Here is a 16,792-nt window from a genome sequence, read left to right on the forward strand (position 1 = left end):
GGGGCCCGAGACGGCCACGACGCATCCGTGCTGCCTCGCGAGGTCGGCGGCCGCATCCGCCGCGGCCTCGGTCGTGTCGATCGCGTCGACGCCGCGTCCCCCGCCGCCGCGGCCGGCGAGGGCGAGGATCTCCGAGGCGTTCCCGCGCACGGCCGTGGGACGCATCGCGACCAGGTCGCGCGCCAGCGCCGTGCGGACCGGAAGTGCGCCGACCGCGACCGGGTCCAGCACCCACGGGGTCCCGGCGGCCCGTGCGGCGCCGACGGCCTCCACGCTCGCGGCGCGCTGTTCCGGCGTCGGCGTGCCGAGGTTCACCAGGAGTCCGGAGGCGATCCCGGCGAACATCCCGGCCTCCCCGACGATGTCGGTCATGGCGGGAGCGGCTCCCAGCGCGAGCAGCACGTTCGCGGTGAACCCCGTCACGACCGCGTTGGTGATGCACTGGGTCAGAGGCGGGCTCTCGCGCAGAGCGCGGAGGAGGTCCCCGGTGGCCTCGGCCACGGGCCCGGCGGACGATGGACGCAGACGATCGCTCACGCGACATCCCTTCGCTAGTACGAACTAGATCAGGTTCGACGGGTGTGATCTCAGCCGCGCGATGCGGCACCCCGTGTCACTGCTCGCAGTCTAGCGATCCCGAGGAGTCGGCGGGGCGGGCCTCACACCGACCGCGCGGGAGGGAGGTCCGTGAGCCGAGGGGTCGTCCAGTCCGGATCGGGACGCCAGCGCGTCCATTCGGAGTCGAACGGCCACGCCCCCTCGCGGAACGACGCGATGGCGGCGTCCGCGTGCGCACGGATGAGCTCCGCCTCGTCCGGCGCGATCCTCCCCTGCCTGATCGCCTCCACCAGCTCGTCCTCGTCCTTGAGACCGATCGTGCCGTCCGCCCCGATCTCCACGTCGAGCACATGGTCCGAGCTGAAGGTCGAGGCGCCGACCCGCTCATGGGCGTTCTCGAGGTTCACATACCACCCCGCGAACTCCCACGCATCGGGGTCGTCCGCCGTCCCGGCCACCGCCCAGAACAGCCAGACGGACCAGGGTGTGGCCGTCGGGGCGATGCGCAGGACGCCGTTGCCCCACCACTCCTCCACGATCCGCGTGCGCGGCTCCAGCCAGCGCCTTTCCAGCGGGACCGTGCGGATCCGTCGGCCGTCCGGTCCGCCCATCCCCTCCAGGAGCGTCCCCGGGGCGAGCCAGGCGACCAGCCCGCGCTCGTCGTCCCGGACGACACGCATCGGGGCGATGCTGGACGCGTCACCGTCCCGCCAACCGGGCTTGCGGTAGTGCCAGTCGACCTGGGTGCCGGGAGCGAGGAAGGGCGCCCGCCCCAGGGGACGGGCACCGTCCGGCGCCGTGCGCGCGGTCACGTGAGGGACGAGATCTGTCATCCCCCGACCGTATCCGCGGCACACGGGCACCGGCCGCAGCACCGCGCCCGACGGACGGGATCAGTCGCGGATGGTCGCCCCGAATCGCTCGGCGGCGACGCGGACGCCGGCCAGCTTCGCCTCCGTCGCCTCAGCGGCGGTCAGCGTGCGGTCGTCGGCACGGAAACGGAGCGCGAAGGTCAGGCTCTTCTCGCCCTCCCCCACGCCCTCGCCGCGATAGTCGTCCACGAGACGCAGCGATTCCAGCAGCGTGCCGGCGCCCTCCGCGAGCGCGGCGCGCACGTGCGCCGCGGGCGTCTCTACGGGGACGACGAGCGAGACGTCCTGCGTCGCCGCCGGGAAGGTGGACAGCGACGCCGCCACGATCCGCTCACCGGTCAGGGACAGCACGCGGTCCAGGTCGATCTCGAGCACGACCGCGCGCCCCGGGAGGTCCGCGTCGGCGGCGACCTGCGGGTGCAGCTCGCCGACATAGCCCACCTCCTCGCCGCGCACGGTGAGGACACCGGTCCGTCCGGGGTGCAGCGCCTCTCGGCGTCCCTGTGCGACCTCGATCTCCACGCCTGCCGCGACGGCGATGAGGCGCACCGCATCCAGGCCGTCCGCGATCCCCGCCGCCTCCGCCGGGCGGCCCGGCTGACGCGGGGACACGTTGCCGGTGAGCAGCACAGCGAGGTGCCGAGCCTGCGGCGGGATCGACGCGTTCAGCGCCGCCAGCGTCTCGTCCGAGGGCCGCTCCCCCAGCGGCGGGACGGCGTCGGTGCCGTAGGTCACCCCGTCCACGGGCAGGAAGACCGCCCCCGCCTCGAAGATCGCGAGGTCCGTGAGGCCGCGCGAGATGTTGCGATGCGCAGTCTGCAGCAGGCCGGGGACGAGCGAGCGGCGCAGGTACGGCGCCTGTCCGTCCAGCGGGTTCGCCAGGCGGACCCCCGCGATGCGGGAGCCGTCCGCGGATCCGTGCAGGTCGTTCTGCTCCTGCGTCGTGAACGGGAAGGACGGCGTCTCGACGAAGCCGCCCGCGGCCAGGGCGTTCAGGACGCGGCGTCGTCCCCGCTGCAGCGGGGTGTAGCCGCGGCCGGACGGCGGGGTGGGCAGCACGGAGCCGATCCGGTCCAGGCCGTGGATGCGCGCGACCTCCTCCGCCAGCGTCCACTTGTCCGTGAGGTCGGGCCGCCACGTCGGCGGGATGACCTGCCACCCGGTGTCCGTGGCCGTGACCTCCGCGCCGATCGTCTCCAGAGCGCCCACGATCTCGTCGTCCGAGTACGCCACGCCGATGAGTCCGGGCACGAACCCTGCGGGCAGATCGATGCCCTCGACGGCCACCTCGGCGAACAGGGCACCGCCCTCGTCGGTGAGCGTTCCGCCGGCGAGCTCGACCATGAGATCGGCGACGCGACGCGCCGCCACGAACGGGATGAGCGGATCGACGCCGCGCTCGAACCGCTTGGACGCCTCGCTCGGCAGCTTATGCCGCCGAGCCGTGCGCGCGATCGTCGTCGGGTCGAACGTGGCCGCCTCGATCAGAACGTTCCGGGTGGTGTCGCCCATCTCGGTCGTGCCACCGCCCATCACGCCCGCGAGGCCGATGGGACCGGACTCGTCCGTGATCAGCAGGTCCTCCCCATGGAGGGTGCGCTCCTGTCCGTCGAGCGTCGTCAGCTTCTCTCCCGGCCGGGCGCGACGCACCGTGATGTCGCCCCGGAGCTTGTCCAGGTCGTAGCCGTGGATGGGGTTGCCGAGCTCGAGCATGACGTAGTTCGTGATGTCGATCAGCACGCCCAGCGAGCGCATCCCCGCCAGGGCGAGCCGGGCGATCATCCACGGCGGCGTCGGGCGTGAGGGGTCGACGTCCCGCACCACGCGCGTGACGAACTCGCTCGCCCCCACGCGTCCGCGGATGGGGGCGCGGTCGTCCACGACGGTGGCATGGCCGGAGCCGGGCTGCAGCTCGGCGAAGTCCCGCTCGGCGGGGTCCCGGAAGGCCGCGCCGGTCGCGTGGGCGTACTCTCGGGCGACGCCGCGGAGCGAGAACGCGTATCCCCGGTCCGGGGTGACGTTGATCTCGACCGCGACGTCGTCCAGGCCGAGCAGGCCGATCGCGTCCGTGCCGACGGGCGCGTCGACGCCGAGCTCGGACAGGATGAGGATCCCGTTGTGCTCGTCGCCCAGGCCCAGCTCGCGCGCCGAGGCGATCATGCCGTCCGAGACGTGACCGTAGGTCTTGCGCGCCGCGATGGGGAACGGACCGGGAAGGACCGCACCGGGCAGGGTCACGACGACCTTGTCCCCGACGGCGAAGTTGTGCGCACCGCAGACGATGCCGCGCGGCTCGGCCTCGCCGACGTCCACCTGGCACCAGCGGATGGTCTTGCCGTTGGACTGCGGCTCCTCGTCGAAGGACAGCACCTGACCGACGACGACGGGCCCCGAGATCTCGAAGCGGTGGACGTCCTCCTCCTCGAAGCCGACGCGCACCAGCGCCGCCAGGACGTCCTCCGGCGTGGCGTCGGCCGCCACGTCCACGTACTCACGCAGCCACGAAAGCGGGACGCGCATCACACCACCATCCCGTACTGCTCGCTGAAGCGGACATCGCCCTCGGCCATGTCGCGCATGTCCTTCACATCGCTGCGGAACATCAGGCCCCGCTCGATCCCCATCCCGAACGCGAAGCCGCTGTAGACCTCGGGGTCGATCCCCGCCGCGCGCAGCACGTTCGGGTTCACCATGCCGCAGCCGCCCCACTCGATCCACCGGGCACCGCCCTTGAAGGTCGGGTGCCACAGGTCGAGCTCCGCCGAGGGCTCGGTGAACGGGAAGTAGTTGGTGCGCAGTCGCGTCTTCGCCTCGGGACCGAAGAGCTGGCGCGCGAAGTGGTCGAGCGTGCCCTTCAGATGGGCCATCGTGATCCCCTTGTCCACGACCAGGCCCTCGAACTGCGTGAAGACGGGGAGGTGGGTGGCGTCGAACTCGTCGGTCCGGTAGACGCGCCCCGGGCACAGCACGTAGATGGGGACCTCTCGGTCGAGCATCGAGCGCACCTGGACCGGGCTCGTGTGCGTGCGCATCACCAGGTGGCGCGCGGCGGGATCCACGTAGAACGTGTCCTGCTCCTGACGCGCCGGGTGGTCCTCGTCGAAGTTCAGGGCGTCGAAGTTGAACCACTCGTGCTCGAGCTCCGGCCCCTCCGCGATCTCCCAGCCCATGCCGACGAAGATGTCGCAGACCTCGTCCTCCAGCAGCCCCAGCGGATGACGGGCACCGGGCCGTGTGCGCGCGGCGAGCGCGGTGATGTCCACGCGCTCGGCCTCGAGCCGCGCGGCCGTCTCGGCCGCGGCGATCTCGGCCTCTTTGGCCGCCAGCGCCTGGGTCACCCGCCCGCGCCCCTGGCCGATGAGCTTTCCGAACGCGGCCTTGTGCTCGGGGGCGACCTGGCGCATCGACGCGTTCAGGACCGCCAGCGGCGACCCCTCCGCGACGTGCGCTGTGCGGGCCGCCTTCAGCTCGGCGGAATCGGACGCCGCGCCGATCGCCTCCAGCGCGGCGGCGACGGCGGACTCCACCGCCTCCGGGGTGATCTCTGCAGGAGCGTGGGGAACGTCAGACACGAGACACGAGTCTACCGGCGCGCCCGCGCCCGCCCGCTCAGCGCGAGGCGTGGGCCCGTCCGGGGGTCAGATCGAGGTCCCGTCGTGCCTTCCTGCGCCCTTCTGCAGGGCGATGAGCTCCGTGACGGTGCCCTCCCCGTGCGTCCGCGGATCGTCCTCCGTCCCCCCGCCGGCGATGGCGCGCAGCTTCGGCGACCGGCGCGTGCGGATCTCCAGCCACTTCGCCACGCCGGAGAGGATGAGGCACATCACGATGTAGATGCCGCCGATCACGAACGCCGACTGCAGGATCGGGCGTCCCTGCTGGGAGCTGAGGAGCTTCGCGTAGTACAGCAGCTCGGGGTACGTGATGATGAAGCCGAGCGCGGTGTCCTTCATCGTCACGACGAGCTGGGCCACGATGACCGGCAGCATGGCGCGAATGGCCTGCGGCAGCAGCACCAGACGCATCACCCCGCTCTTTCGCAGACCGATGGCGTAGCCGGCTTCCTTCTGCCCCTTCGGCAGCGATTCGACACCGGCGCGGAGAACCTCGGCGAGGACCGAGCCGTTGTAGACCATGAGGCCGATCACGACCGCCCAGTACGGCTCCATCCGGATCCCCACGACGGGGAGACCGTAGTACAGCAGCATCATGAACACGAGCACCGGGACGGCGCGGAACAGCTCGGTGACGACCGTGACGGGCACGCGGACCCACGCGTGATCGGACAGGCGCCCGATCGCCAGGAGGAACCCCAGGACGAGGCTCAGCACGGCGGCGAGCCCGAACGCGCCGAGCGTCGCCCCGAGCGCCTTGCCGATGCCGGCCCAGACGTTCGTGAAGGTGAAGACGTACCACTTCTGCGCGTCGAACTGCCCGGTCACGAACATCCGGTAGACGACGAAGCCGATGGCGGCGAGGACCACGAGGATCGTGACCACGGCGAGGATGCGGTTGCGGGCGACGGCCCGGGGCCCGGGGACGTCGTACAGGACGGAACTCATCGCGCGATCCTCCATCGGTTCTCGAGATGACGCTGCAGCCAGCTCATCAGCAGGACGAGCAGGACGAACACGACGGCGACCCAGAGCAGGACCTCCATCGGGTTGCCGGGACGATCAGCGGCGTCGTTGATCGTGGCCCGCAGCGCGGCGAGCTCCGCGATCGAGAAGCCGGCGGCGACGGTGGTGTTCTTCAGCAGGGCGATGAACACGCTCATCATCGGCGGCACGACCGAGCGGAACGCCTGGGGCAGGACCACCAGGGTCATCACCTGGCCGAAGGGCAGTCCGATCGCCCGGGCCGCCTCGGCCTGGCCGACCGGCACGGTGTTGATCCCCGCCCGTAGGACCTCGGCGACGTACGTGGCCGTGTAGATCCCGATGGCGAGAATGCCCAGGACCGTGTTGGACAGGTCGGGCAGCCCGAGCTGCGGGTAGCCGAAGACGAAGAAGAAGAAGACGAGCGTCAGCGGGGTGTTCCGCACGGTGTTCACGTAGACCGTGCCCACGCCGCGGGCGATCGGCACCGGCGAGACACGCATCGCGCCGACGATGATGCCCAGCACCAGCGCGATGATCCCGCCGATCACGAAGACCAGCAGGGTGTTGCCGATCGCCTCGCCCCACAGGTCGAGGTTCCCGAAGATGACGTCCACGTCACCCTCCCCTTCTCGATGTCAGAGGAGGGCGGCCCGAGACCGGCTCGGACCGCCCTCGCGGGTCACTTGTCGACAGCGGGCTGCTCGACCTCGATCCCGGACGAGCCCAGGTTCTTGTCGAAGATCGCCTTCCACGTGTCGCCGCCGTCCGTGAAGAGGGCGTTGATGTGGTCCTTCAGCGCGGTGTCGCCCTTGGTGAGGCCCACGCCGTAGCGCTCCTCCGTGAAGAGACCGCCCGTGACCTTGATCTCGTCGGGGTACTGCGCCGCGTAGCCGATGAGGATCGCCTGGTCCGTCGTCACGGCGTCGACCTTGCCGTCCAGCAGGTCCTGCACGCAGGCGGAGTACAGGTCGTACTCCTGCGTCTTGATCTCGGGGAAGTTGGCCTTAATGTTCTGGATCGGCGTGGAGCCGGTCGCGGAGCACACCGTCTTCCCGTTGAAGTCCTCGATCTTGTCGGCCTCGGGAGCGTCCTTCGCGACCAGGAGCCCCTGGCCGGTGACGAAATACGGGCCCGCGAAGTCGATGAGCTCCTTGCGCTTGTCGTTGATCGAGTAGGTGCCGACGTAGTAGTCGATGTCCCCGTTCACGATCGCCTGCTCACGGTTGGCGGAGGCGATCGGCTTGAACTCGATCTTGTCGTCGCCGAAGCCCAGGGAAGCCGCGATCCACCGAGCGATGTCGATGTCGAAGCCCGAGCGCTCCCCCGTCGTCGCGTCCAAGTAGCCGAGTCCCGGCTGGTCCTCCTTCACGCCGATCGTGACCTTGCCCGCCTTCGTCATCTTGTCGAAGGTGGGGCTGCCCTCGAGCGTCACGTCGGTGGCGACCTCGAACAGCGGCTTGTCGCTGCCACCGGTCTCCTCACCGCCGCCGGTTCCGCCGCCGGGGCTTGCCGGGCTGCCGCTGTTGCAGGCGGTCAGGGCGAGCAGCGCCGCCGCCGCGATGCCGACCGCGGCGAGTCCTCGTGTACGTCGCATGTGATTCTCCTTCTCTCGGTGCTGAGTCTCGGTGTCCGGTCTTCCCCCCGCGGCCGTGCCGGGGGCTCAGTGGGTGAGGAGCTTGGACAGGAAGTCCTTGGCGCGGTCGCTCCGGGGGTTCGTGAAGAACTCCTCGGGCGTCGCCTCCTCGACGATGCGTCCGTCCGCCATGAAGACCACCCGGTTGGCGGCCTTGCGGGCGAAGCCCATCTCGTGCGTGACCACGATCATCGTCATGCCCTCGCGCGCGAGCTCCACCATGACGTCCAGGACCTCGTTGATCATCTCGGGGTCCAGCGCGCTGGTGGGCTCGTCGAACAGCATGACCTTGGGGTGCATCGCCAGCGCCCGGGCGATCGCGACGCGCTGCTGCTGGCCGCCCGACAGCTGCGCGGGAAGCTTGGACGCCTGCTGTGCGACGCCCACGCGCTCCAGGAGCTGCATGGCCTCCTTCTCGGCATCCGCCTTCTTGAGGCCGCGCACCTTGATCGGCCCCAGCGTCACGTTCTCGAGGATCGTCAGGTGGGCGAACAGGTTGAAGGACTGGAACACCATCCCCACCTCGGCGCGCAGGTGCGCGAGTCCCTTGCCCTCGGCCGGAAGCTCCTTGCCGTCGATGCGGATCGAGCCGCTCGTGATCGTCTCGAGCCGGTTGATCGTCCTGCAGAGCGTGGACTTGCCGGACCCCGAGGGCCCGATGATGACCACGACCTCGCCCTTCGCGACCTGCAGGTCGATGTCGGTGAGGGCCTGGAAATCGCCGTAGTGCTTCTGGACGTTCTCCACCACCACGAGGGGCGAGCCGGCGCCCGTACCTGCCGAGGGGGTCTCCAGGCGCGCAGCGCCATTGCTCTCTGCCATGCCATAAACCTACGGGCGCGGATCCGATCCGCCAACCACCCACGCGCCGTTTACAAACTTGTAATGAGCGCGCGGCGGACGCGCGGCGGCTCGCACGCCCCTGAGCGCCGGCTCCGGCCGGCGCCCCCGACGGTCAGTCCGAGCCGGCGCGCTGGGCGAATGCGCTCTCGTACAGGCACACGCTCGCCGCCGTGGCGAGGTTGAGCGACTCGGCGCGGCCGAAGATGGGCAGCTTGAGCGCGCGGTCGGCGAGGGACAGCGCCCCGGGCTCGAGCCCGCGCGCCTCATTCCCGAAGAGCCAGGCCGTGGGCCCGTCCAGCACGCCCTCGGCACGCGCGGCGAGCAGATCCTCGCCCTTCACATCCGCGGCGAGGACCTGGACACCGGCCTCGTGCGCGCGGTTCACCACGTCGGCGAGATCGCCGCCGACCGAGATCGGCAGGTGGAACAGCGACCCGGTCGTCGCCCGGACGACCTTCGGGTTGTAGGGGTCGACCGTGCGGCCGGTGAGCACGACGCCGTCCGCGCCGGACGCGTCCGCGGCGCGGATGATCGTGCCGAGGTTCCCGGGATCGCGGACCTCCTCGCAGATCGCGAGCAGCCGTGGGCCCGCGGCGAAGATGTCGCGCACGGACGTCGGGGTCTGCCGGGCGACCGCCACCAGTCCCTGCGGCGTGACGGTGTCCGCCATCGCTCCCAGCACGTACTCGGTGACGTACTCCACGCCGACCCCGTGCTCCTCCGCGGAAGCGCGGATGTCCGGGTGCTTCTCCCAGCCGGTGGGAGTCGCGAACAGGTCGACGATCGCGTCGGCGCGGTACGCGAGCGCCTCGCGCACCGCCTGCGGTCCTTCGAGGAGGAACAGCCCGGTCTCGGTACGGGCACTGCGTTTGGTGAGCTTCGCGACGGCTCGGACGCGCGGGGACCGGGGATTCTCCAGCACGGGGACAGTCTATTGACATCCCGCGCCGTGGCCGCCCCCCTCCCCCACACAGATGACGAGACGGGCGCCCCCGCACAGGGGAGCGCCCGTCTCGGAGAGAGGTGCTTACGCAGCCGACTTCGGAGCGTTCACGTCCGAAGGCAGAGCCTTCTTCGCCGTCTCGACGAGCGAGGCGAACGTGGCCGGCTCGTTGACCGCGAGCTCGGCGAGCATGCGGCGGTCGACCTGGACCCCGGCGAGGCCGAGACCCTGGATGAAGCGGTTGTAGGTGATGCCGTTCTGGCGGGCAGCAGCGTTGATGCGCTGGATCCACAGACGACGGAAGTCGCCCTTGCGCTTGCGGCGGTCGCGGTACGCGTAGACGAGCGAGTGGGTGACCTGCTCCTTCGCCTTGCGGTACAGGCGCGAACGCTGCCCACGGTAACCGGAGGCGCGCTCGAGGATGACGCGACGCTTCTTCTGCGCGTTGACGGCGCGCTTGACTCTAGCCATTTTCCTGTGTTCCTATTCCTGCGTTCGGCGCGTCAGCGGCCGAGGAGCTTCTTGGCGACCTTGGTGTCGTTCTTCGAGAGCACCTGGTCCTGGTTCAGACGACGGGTGCGGCGGCTCGACTTGTGCTCGAGGTTGTGGCGCATGTTCGCCTGCTGCTTCTTCAGCTTCCCGCTACCGGTGATCTTGAAGCGCTTCTTGGCCCCCGAGTGGGTCTTCTGCTTCGGCATCTTCTCTTCCTTCGTATGGCGCCTGTGTCAGGCGACAGGGTTCACCCGCGTGGACGCGGGGGTCTGTGGGCGAGGCGACCGGTCGGTCACTCCGCGTCTTCGGCCGGCGTCGGCGCGCCCGCCTTGGCCTCGCGCGCCGCCTGCTTGTTGGCGGCGCGGACGGCGTTCTGCTCGGCCTTGGCCTCGGACTTGTTCTTGACCGGGGCGATGACCATGACCATGTTTCGTCCGTCGATGGTCGGGTTCGACTCGACGGTCCCGAACTCGGCCACGTCCTCGGCGAACTTCTTCAGCAGGCGCACGCCCTGCTCCGGACGCGACTGCTCGCGACCGCGGAACAGGATCATCGCCTTGACCTTGTCGCCGGCCTTGAGGAAGCCCTCGGCGCGCTTGAGCTTGGTCGTGTAGTCGTGCGCCTCGATCTTCAGACGGAAGCGGACTTCCTTGAGGATCGTGTTGGCCTGGTTGCGACGGGCCTCCTTGGCCTTCTGCGCAGCCTCGTACTTGAACTTGCCGTAATCCATGATCTTGACCACGGGCGGCTTCGAGTTCGGAGCGACCTCGACGAGGTCGAGGTCGGCTTCCTGTGCGAGACGCAGCGCCGCCTCGATGCGGACGACGCCGATCTGCTCACCCGCGGGCCCGACGAGGCGGACCTCGGGGACGCGGATGCGCTCATTGGTGCGGGGATCGCTGATGCGGAACTCCTTAGACGAGGGTTTCGGCCACCGCGATCGGAGATCGCGGGCGAAATCGGAGTCTCCCCACCCGGCCGACGTTCAGACATCGGCCGCACCCTTGCCTCTTGTCGAGGCCTACCGGCTCGCGCCGGCGGAGTGCTGGACCCGGTAGCCTGGAGCGGCAAGCGCGGGTGGGAATCGAATCCTCTTTCGTGCCGGAGCGGAACGCCCCGGAGCCCGCAGAAGTCTACCAGAAGGCAGCCCTCCGTGACGACTCACGCCGACCACGACCACCATGACGACGCACCCGCCGACACGGCGGGCGACGAATCGGTCGGAGCCGCGACCCGCGACATCGCCGACGTCGCAGCGGTCGAGGTCATCACGACCACGGCGGTCCACCTGATGAGCGCGGCCGCGGTGAAGGTCGGACTGGCCGACGACCCGGAGTCCCAGATGGACCTCGACGAGGCCCGCAAGCTCATCAACGCCCTCGCCGGACTCATCACCGCGGCGGCACCGGAGATCAGCGACATGCACGCGCGCTCTCTCCGCGACGGACTGCGCTCGGTGCAGCTGGCCTTCCGCGAGGCGTCCACGATCCCCGATCCGATCGGTCAGGGCCCCGGCGAGAAGTGGACCGGCCCGGTCACCTGACCCCGCCGGTACCGCGGAGCGAGGCGACTCAGGCGCTCTTGCGCAGCTTCACGGTGAGCGAGTCGACGAGAACGGCGATCCGATCGTCGGCGGCCCACCGCTGCGCCAGCCGCGCGAGCACGGCGTCCAGCACCTCGCGATCCAGCCCGTCCACGAGATCCAGCGTCACGACCAGCTCGGGGCCTCTCAGCCTCGCTTCGGGGTCCCCCGGCGACACAGCCACGTCGATCACGGCGAGCTCCGCGGCCACGCTGTCCTGCAGCCCCTGGAAGACCTCCGGGGACACGGGGCTCGGCTCCCACGGCTGCGCCTGCGCGATCGCCCAGACGGCGGGGCGCCGGATGACGAACTCGGTCGCCGAGGTCGGATCGACGACGATCAGCTCCGTGTCCTCCGAGGACGCCGCGAGCGCCACGCGCGTCGCCGCCACCGGGATGGGACGCGCCTTGGCGTCCCATCGGGACATCGTCTCGACCGAGGTGAACACCGGCTGGACACGACGGCCGTCCGGCGCCGCGACCGTCACCAGGGAGAGCTCCTGCGTCTTGTCGACCCGCAGACCGGTCGGCCCGATCCCCTCGTCGCCCTTCTCGGCGACGAGCGGCACGAGCACGCGCGCCTGACGGAAGGCGTCGACCACGGCCTCCTGCGGGAGCTCACCGGCACGGAAGCCGGTGAGAGCGGCGAGCAGCGCGGGATCCGCGGAACCGTCGTCGGCGGCGTGGGCGTTGTCCTCGAAGCGACGCCCCGCCCATGGGACGCCTGCGGAGTCCGCCGTGCCGCCCGGGGAGCCGTGATCCTCGCCGGGAGAACCGTGCTCGCAGCCGTGCGCGTCAGTCTCCGGCGACATCCAGCGCCTCAGCCAGGGTGAACGCCCCGGCGTACAGGGCCTTGCCGACGATGGCGCCCTCGACGCCCAGCGGCACCAGCTCGCGAAGGGCGGCGATGTCGTCCAGAGTCGCGATGCCGCCGGAGGCCACGATCGGCTTGGGGGTGCGCGCCGTGATCTCGCGGAGGAGCTCCAGGTTCGGGCCCTTGAGCGTGCCGTCCTTGGTCACGTCCGTGACCACGTAGCGGCTGCATCCGGCGTCCTCCAGACGATCGAGCACGGTCCAGAGGTCCCCGCCCTCCTTCGTCCATCCGCGAGCGGCGAGCGTCGTGCCCCGCACGTCCAGGCCGACGGCGATCGCCTCGCCGAACCGGGCGATGACGTCCGCCGCCCACTCCGGGTTCTCCAGCGCCGCCGTTCCGAGGTTGATGCGCGCGGCACCGCTGTCGAGAGCGGCCTCCAGGCTCGCGTCGTCGCGGATGCCCCCGGAGAGCTCGACGTTGACGCTCGGGAAGCGCTTGATCACCTTGCGCAGGAGCGCGGCGTTGTTGCCTCGCCCGAAGGCGGCGTCCAGATCCACGAGGTGGATCCACTGCGCCCCCTGGTCGGCCCACTCCGCCGCCGCGTCGATGGGGTCGCCGTAGCTCGTCTCCGAGCCGGCCTCCCCCTGGGTAAGACGCACGGCCTGTCCGCCGGCGACATCCACGGCGGGGAGGAGGGTCAGCGAGGGGATTGACGCGAAGTCGTTCATGTCGTCCTTGATGAAAGGGAGGGAAACGCCCGGTGCGGGCACGAGAACCGAGGGTACCCCCGCGTGGGTCGCGCCTCAAATGCCGCTAGGCTCTCAGAAATGTCCGAAGCGCCTGAGTACGAGACGCCGATCGACGGCACCCCCGGTCCGACGGGTGAGCCCCCGCTTGCTCCCCTTCCCTCGGCTCCCCCGGTCCCGTCCGGGTCCTCGCCGTCCGCCGCCGGACCGGATTCCGCACCGGCACCGGTGACCTCGGCGGACGTTCCTCGCTACCGGCGGAGCGCGCCGGTGGCCGACGAGACGCCGGACACCGAGCCGCCGACCGCCACCCCGCCGATGCCGGCCGCCCCGGTCGACGCCGTCCCGACGGGGACTCCCGAGCAGCCGACCCGCCGCCAGCAGCGCGAGGCCGGGGAGCGCGCATCGTTCCTCCAGACCGATCCGCGTCCCGAGGAGCCCGCGCGCGAGGGCGTGCGGGGCACGCTGAACCGACTGGGCCTGCGGCTGCGGCCCGGCGCCGCGGAGCAGTCCGCGCGCGACGACGAGAAGGCCGTCAGCCGCCACTGGTCCGGTCCCCGCACCATCGCCGTCGTCAACGGCAAGGGCGGGGCGGGAAAGACCCCGACGACCGTGCTCCTCTCCGCGGTCTTCGCCCGGTTCGGCGGAGCCGGTGTCCTCGCCTGGGACAACAACCAGACGCGCGGAACCCTCGGCTGGCGCACGGCGGGCGGCGACCACGATCGCACCCTGCTGGAGATGCTGCCGGAGACCGAGCGTCTCCTCGGCCTCGGGGCCCGGTCCGCGGATCTCACGGACTTCGTGCACCACCAGCCCCGGGAGAAGTACGACGTGCTGCGTTCCAAGCCGATCCGGCTCGCGCACGAGAACCGGCTGCACCCGGCAGACGTGGACGCGATCCACGCCGTGGCCGCCAAGTTCTACCGGCTCATCATCATCGACTCCGGCAACGACGAGTCGGACCCGATGTGGCTGCGGATGGTGGACCACGCGGACCAGCTCGTGGTCGCCACCACCACCCGCGACGATCACGCCGAGGCCGGGGCGCTGCTGCTCGAGGCGCTGGAGGAGCGGGACGACCGATCCGCACGGCTGGCGCGCCAGTCCGTGGTGGTCGTGTCGCAGGCCGACCCGAAGGCGACCTCGGGCGACGTCCGTCATGTCGTCGAGGGATATCGTCCGCTCGCGCGGGAGGTCGTCAGCATTCCGTTCGACCACGAGATGGTGGACGGACACCTCCGCTACGGCGCGCTGGCACCGGCGACCCAGCGCGCATGGCTGGCCGCCGGGGCCGCCGTCGCACGAGGGCTCTGAGCGAGGGACGCGGGCGCCATGGCGGCGCCGTGAGAACTAGAGGCTTCCGAGCCAGTTGCGCAGCAGCCGGATCCCGGCCTCCCCCGACTTCTCGGGGTGGAACTGCGTCGCCGACAGCGGACCGTTCTCCACCGCCGACAGGAACGGCACGCCGTGCGTCGTCCAGGTCAGGACGGGCGACGCGAACGGTCCCGTCGCCTCCAGCTCCCAGCGCTGCGCGGCGAAGGAGTGCACGAAGTAGAACCGCTCGTCCTCCAGACCACGGAACAGCACGCTGCCCTCGCCGGGCGAGACGGTGTTCCAGCCCATGTGCGGCAGCACGGGCGCCTCGAGCTCCGTGACCGCACCCGGCCACTCCCCGAGCCCTTCCACGTCGACGCCGCGCTCGACGCCGTGCTCGAAGAGCACCTGCATGCCGACGCAGATCCCGAGCACCGGACGCCCGCCGGCCAGGCGACGCTCGATGAGCTCGTCGCCGCGCTGCGCCGCGAGGGCCTCACGGACCGCCGCGAACGCCCCGACACCGGGGACGACCAGCCCGTCAGCCTCCTGGGCAGCCCGGCGGTCGCCCGTCAGTTCGACCTCCGCCCCGGCCTCCTGCAGCGCCTTGACCGCGGAGTGCACGTTGCCGGAGCCGTAGTCGAAGACCACGACCCGGGGGGCGGCACCGGCTCGCGTCACAGCGCGCCCTTCGTCGAGGGGATGCCGTCGACGAGCGGATCGACGGCCTTCGCCTGACGGAACGCCCGCGCGAACGCTTTGAACTCGGCCTCGGCGATGTGGTGCGGATCGCGTCCGCCGAGCACCCGCACGTGCACGGTGAGCCCGGCGTGGAACGTGATCGCCTCGAAGGAGTGCCGGACGAGCGAACCCGTGAAGTGGCCGCCGATGAGGTGCAGTTCGAACCCGCTCGGCTCGCCGTCGTGCACCAGATACGGTCGTCCCGAGATGTCGACGACGGCCTGCGCGAGCGCCTCGTCCAACGGCACGAGCGCGTCGCCGTAGCGGGAGATCCCGCTCTTGTCGCCGAGCGCCTCGCGGATCGCCTGACCGAGCACGATCGAGACGTCCTCCACGGTGTGGTGCGCGTCGATGTGCGTGTCCCCGGAGGCGCGCACGGTCAGGTCCGTCAGCGAGTGCTTGGCGAACGCCGTCAGCAGGTGGTCGAAGAACGGGACGGACGTGTCGATGCTGCTGCGGCCGGAGCCGTCGAGGTTCAGCTCGACCTCCACCGTCGACTCCGAGGTCGCGCGGTCGCGGCGGGCGGTGCGGGCGGTCATGCTGCCGATCCTACCGAGGCCAGGGCGTCCAGGAACGCCGTCGTCTCGGCCTCCGTCCCCGCGGTGACGCGCAGGTGCCCGGGGATCCCGACGTCGCGGATGAGGACGCCGCGGTCGTACAGCGCCCGCCACGTGGCCGCCGGATCCGCGACGCCGCCGAAGAGCACGAAGTTCGTCCAGGACTCGTGCGGGCGGTACCCGAGAGCCTCGAGAGTCGCCGAGATCCGATCCCGCTGGACCACGATCTCGTCGACCATCGCGAGCATCGTCGGGGCGTTTCGCAGCGCGGCCACCGCCGCCGCCTGCGTGAGGCCGCTGAGGTGGTACGGCAGACGCACGAGCCGCAGCGCGTCGATGAACGCGGGATCGGCGGCCAGATACCCGACCCGCGCGCCGGCGAACGCGAACGCCTTGCTCATCGTCCGCGATACCGCGAGGCGCTCCCGGCCCGGCAGCAGGGTCAGCGCGGACGGCGATTCGTGCGGCGCGAACTCCTGATAGGCCTCGTCCACCACCACGACACCGCGGGACGCCTCGTACACCGCCTCGATCAGCTCAAGCGGAAGGGGGGTCCCGGTGGGGTTGTTCGGCGCGCACAGCAGGATGACATCGGGATCGGCGGCCGCGACCTGCGCGACCGCGTCGTCGACCGAGACGGTGTAGTCGGGCTGACGCTCCCCCGCCACCCACCGCGCCCCGGTCCCCTGTGCGAGCAGCGGGTACATCGAGTACGTCGGCGCGAAGCCGAAGACGGTGCGCCCGGGTCCTGCGAAGGCCTGCAGGATGTGCTGCAGCACCTCGTTCGACCCGTTCCCCGCCCAGATGTTCGCGGCGTCGAGATCGTGCCCGAGGTAGGACGCGAACGCCTCGCGCAGGGGCGTGAACTCCCGGTCGGGGTACCGGTTCACCTCGTGAAGCGCGACGGCGATGTCATCGAGGATGTCGTCGGCCACCGCATCCGGGACCGGATGCGTGTTCTCGTTCACGTTCAGCGCGACAGGAAGCGGAGCCTGCGGAGCACCATAGGGGCGGAGGCCGCGGAGGTCTTCGCGTAGCGGCAGGTCATCGAGGGAGACGGTCACCCTCACCATCGTAGGCGCGGAGCCGAGCCGGGGACT

The 16,792-nt window shown here is 70.8% G+C and carries 19 protein-coding genes and 1 riboswitch; of the genes, 2 read left to right on the plus strand and 17 right to left on the minus strand.

What is annotated here, in order from left to right:
- The 12 genes from MR1_RS04465 to infC form a co-directional block, all read right to left on the minus strand.
- Positions 1–537 (minus strand): hydroxyethylthiazole kinase (locus MR1_RS04465; RefSeq protein WP_174522507.1); only part of this gene is annotated, 537 nt, incomplete at its 3' end.
- Positions 527–621, minus strand: a riboswitch (TPP riboswitch). It overlaps the preceding gene by 11 nt.
- A gap of 38 nt (positions 622–659) precedes the next feature.
- Complete coding sequence (locus MR1_RS04470; protein WP_067243480.1) at positions 660–1,391, minus strand: DUF402 domain-containing protein; 732 nt, start codon at positions 1,389–1,391, stop codon at positions 660–662.
- A 60-nt stretch (positions 1,392–1,451) separates the two neighbouring features.
- Entirely contained in the window at positions 1,452–3,950 is a 2,499-nt protein-coding gene (gene pheT / locus MR1_RS04475; RefSeq protein WP_067243481.1) for a phenylalanine--tRNA ligase subunit beta, read from the minus strand.
- Complete coding sequence (pheS, locus tag MR1_RS04480) at positions 3,950–5,002, minus strand: phenylalanine--tRNA ligase subunit alpha (protein WP_067243482.1); 1,053 nt, start codon at positions 5,000–5,002, stop codon at positions 3,950–3,952. The genes pheT and pheS overlap by 1 nt, the downstream gene beginning before the upstream one ends.
- 66 nt (positions 5,003–5,068) lie before the next feature.
- A complete protein-coding gene (locus tag MR1_RS04485; protein ID WP_067243483.1) occupies positions 5,069–5,989 on the minus strand; it encodes an amino acid ABC transporter permease in 921 nt (306 codons plus the stop codon).
- The gene (locus MR1_RS04490; RefSeq protein WP_067243484.1) at positions 5,986–6,642 is read right to left on the minus strand and encodes an amino acid ABC transporter permease; all 657 of its coding nucleotides are present in this window, start codon (positions 6,640–6,642) and stop codon (positions 5,986–5,988) included. The genes MR1_RS04485 and MR1_RS04490 overlap by 4 nt, the downstream gene beginning before the upstream one ends.
- Positions 6,643–6,707: 65 nt before the next feature.
- Complete coding sequence (locus MR1_RS04495; RefSeq protein ID WP_067243485.1) at positions 6,708–7,622, minus strand: glutamate ABC transporter substrate-binding protein; 915 nt, start codon at positions 7,620–7,622, stop codon at positions 6,708–6,710.
- A 66-nt stretch (positions 7,623–7,688) separates the two neighbouring features.
- Positions 7,689–8,483 (minus strand): amino acid ABC transporter ATP-binding protein, encoded by a 795-nt coding sequence (locus tag MR1_RS04500; protein ID WP_067243486.1) that lies wholly within the window; start codon positions 8,481–8,483, stop codon positions 7,689–7,691.
- A gap of 133 nt (positions 8,484–8,616) precedes the next feature.
- Positions 8,617–9,426 carry a TrmH family RNA methyltransferase gene (locus MR1_RS04505; protein WP_067243487.1) on the minus strand — a complete coding sequence of 270 codons (810 nt, stop codon included), beginning with the start codon at positions 9,424–9,426 and terminating at the stop codon, positions 8,617–8,619.
- 105 nt (positions 9,427–9,531) lie between these two features.
- Complete coding sequence (gene rplT, locus MR1_RS04510; protein WP_067243488.1) at positions 9,532–9,918, minus strand: 50S ribosomal protein L20; 387 nt, start codon at positions 9,916–9,918, stop codon at positions 9,532–9,534.
- Positions 9,919–9,950: 32 nt separating this feature from the next.
- Positions 9,951–10,145: a 50S ribosomal protein L35 gene (rpmI, locus tag MR1_RS04515; protein ID WP_067243489.1), complete on the minus strand. Its 195-nt coding sequence runs from the start codon at positions 10,143–10,145 to the stop codon at positions 9,951–9,953.
- A gap of 86 nt (positions 10,146–10,231) precedes the next feature.
- On the minus strand, positions 10,232–10,843 hold the full coding sequence (gene infC / locus MR1_RS04520; protein ID WP_084344372.1) for a translation initiation factor IF-3: 612 nt from the start codon (positions 10,841–10,843) through the stop codon (positions 10,232–10,234).
- A 249-nt stretch (positions 10,844–11,092) separates the two neighbouring features.
- Between infC and MR1_RS04525 the strand changes: the two genes are divergently transcribed.
- Positions 11,093–11,482: a DUF1844 domain-containing protein gene (locus MR1_RS04525; protein WP_067243491.1), complete on the plus strand. Its 390-nt coding sequence runs from the start codon at positions 11,093–11,095 to the stop codon at positions 11,480–11,482.
- 28 nt (positions 11,483–11,510) lie between these two features.
- Here the strand turns inward: MR1_RS04525 and MR1_RS04530 are convergent, their stop codons facing one another.
- Together MR1_RS04530 and priA are read right to left on the minus strand one after the other, a co-directional pair.
- Entirely contained in the window at positions 11,511–12,332 is an 822-nt protein-coding gene (locus MR1_RS04530; protein ID WP_067243492.1) for an SseB family protein, read from the minus strand.
- The gene (gene priA, locus MR1_RS04535; protein ID WP_067243493.1) at positions 12,316–13,062 is read right to left on the minus strand and encodes a bifunctional 1-(5-phosphoribosyl)-5-((5-phosphoribosylamino)methylideneamino)imidazole-4-carboxamide isomerase/phosphoribosylanthranilate isomerase PriA; all 747 of its coding nucleotides are present in this window, start codon (positions 13,060–13,062) and stop codon (positions 12,316–12,318) included. Before priA ends, MR1_RS04530 begins: the two co-directional genes overlap by 17 nt.
- A gap of 99 nt (positions 13,063–13,161) precedes the next feature.
- Between priA and MR1_RS04540 the strand changes: the two genes are divergently transcribed.
- Positions 13,162–14,394 (plus strand): MinD/ParA family ATP-binding protein, encoded by a 1,233-nt coding sequence (locus MR1_RS04540; protein ID WP_084344373.1) that lies wholly within the window; start codon positions 13,162–13,164, stop codon positions 14,392–14,394.
- Between the two features lie 36 nt (positions 14,395–14,430).
- Here MR1_RS04540 and hisH read toward each other — a convergent pair whose 3' ends face one another.
- From hisH to MR1_RS04555, 3 genes are read right to left on the minus strand one after another with little or no spacing between them, the layout of a single operon-like run.
- The gene (gene hisH / locus MR1_RS04545; RefSeq protein ID WP_067243495.1) at positions 14,431–15,075 is read right to left on the minus strand and encodes an imidazole glycerol phosphate synthase subunit HisH; all 645 of its coding nucleotides are present in this window, start codon (positions 15,073–15,075) and stop codon (positions 14,431–14,433) included.
- The gene (hisB, locus tag MR1_RS04550; protein WP_067243496.1) at positions 15,072–15,674 is read right to left on the minus strand and encodes an imidazoleglycerol-phosphate dehydratase HisB; all 603 of its coding nucleotides are present in this window, start codon (positions 15,672–15,674) and stop codon (positions 15,072–15,074) included. The genes hisH and hisB overlap by 4 nt, the downstream gene beginning before the upstream one ends.
- A complete protein-coding gene (locus MR1_RS04555) occupies positions 15,671–16,765 on the minus strand; it encodes a histidinol-phosphate transaminase (RefSeq protein WP_174522508.1) in 1,095 nt (364 codons plus the stop codon). Before MR1_RS04555 ends, hisB begins: the two co-directional genes overlap by 4 nt.
- Between the last annotated feature and the right edge of the window lie 27 nt (positions 16,766–16,792).

The organism is Microbacterium resistens NBRC 103078, assembly GCF_001552355.1.
Lineage (GTDB): Bacteria > Actinomycetota > Actinomycetes > Actinomycetales > Microbacteriaceae > Microbacterium > Microbacterium resistens.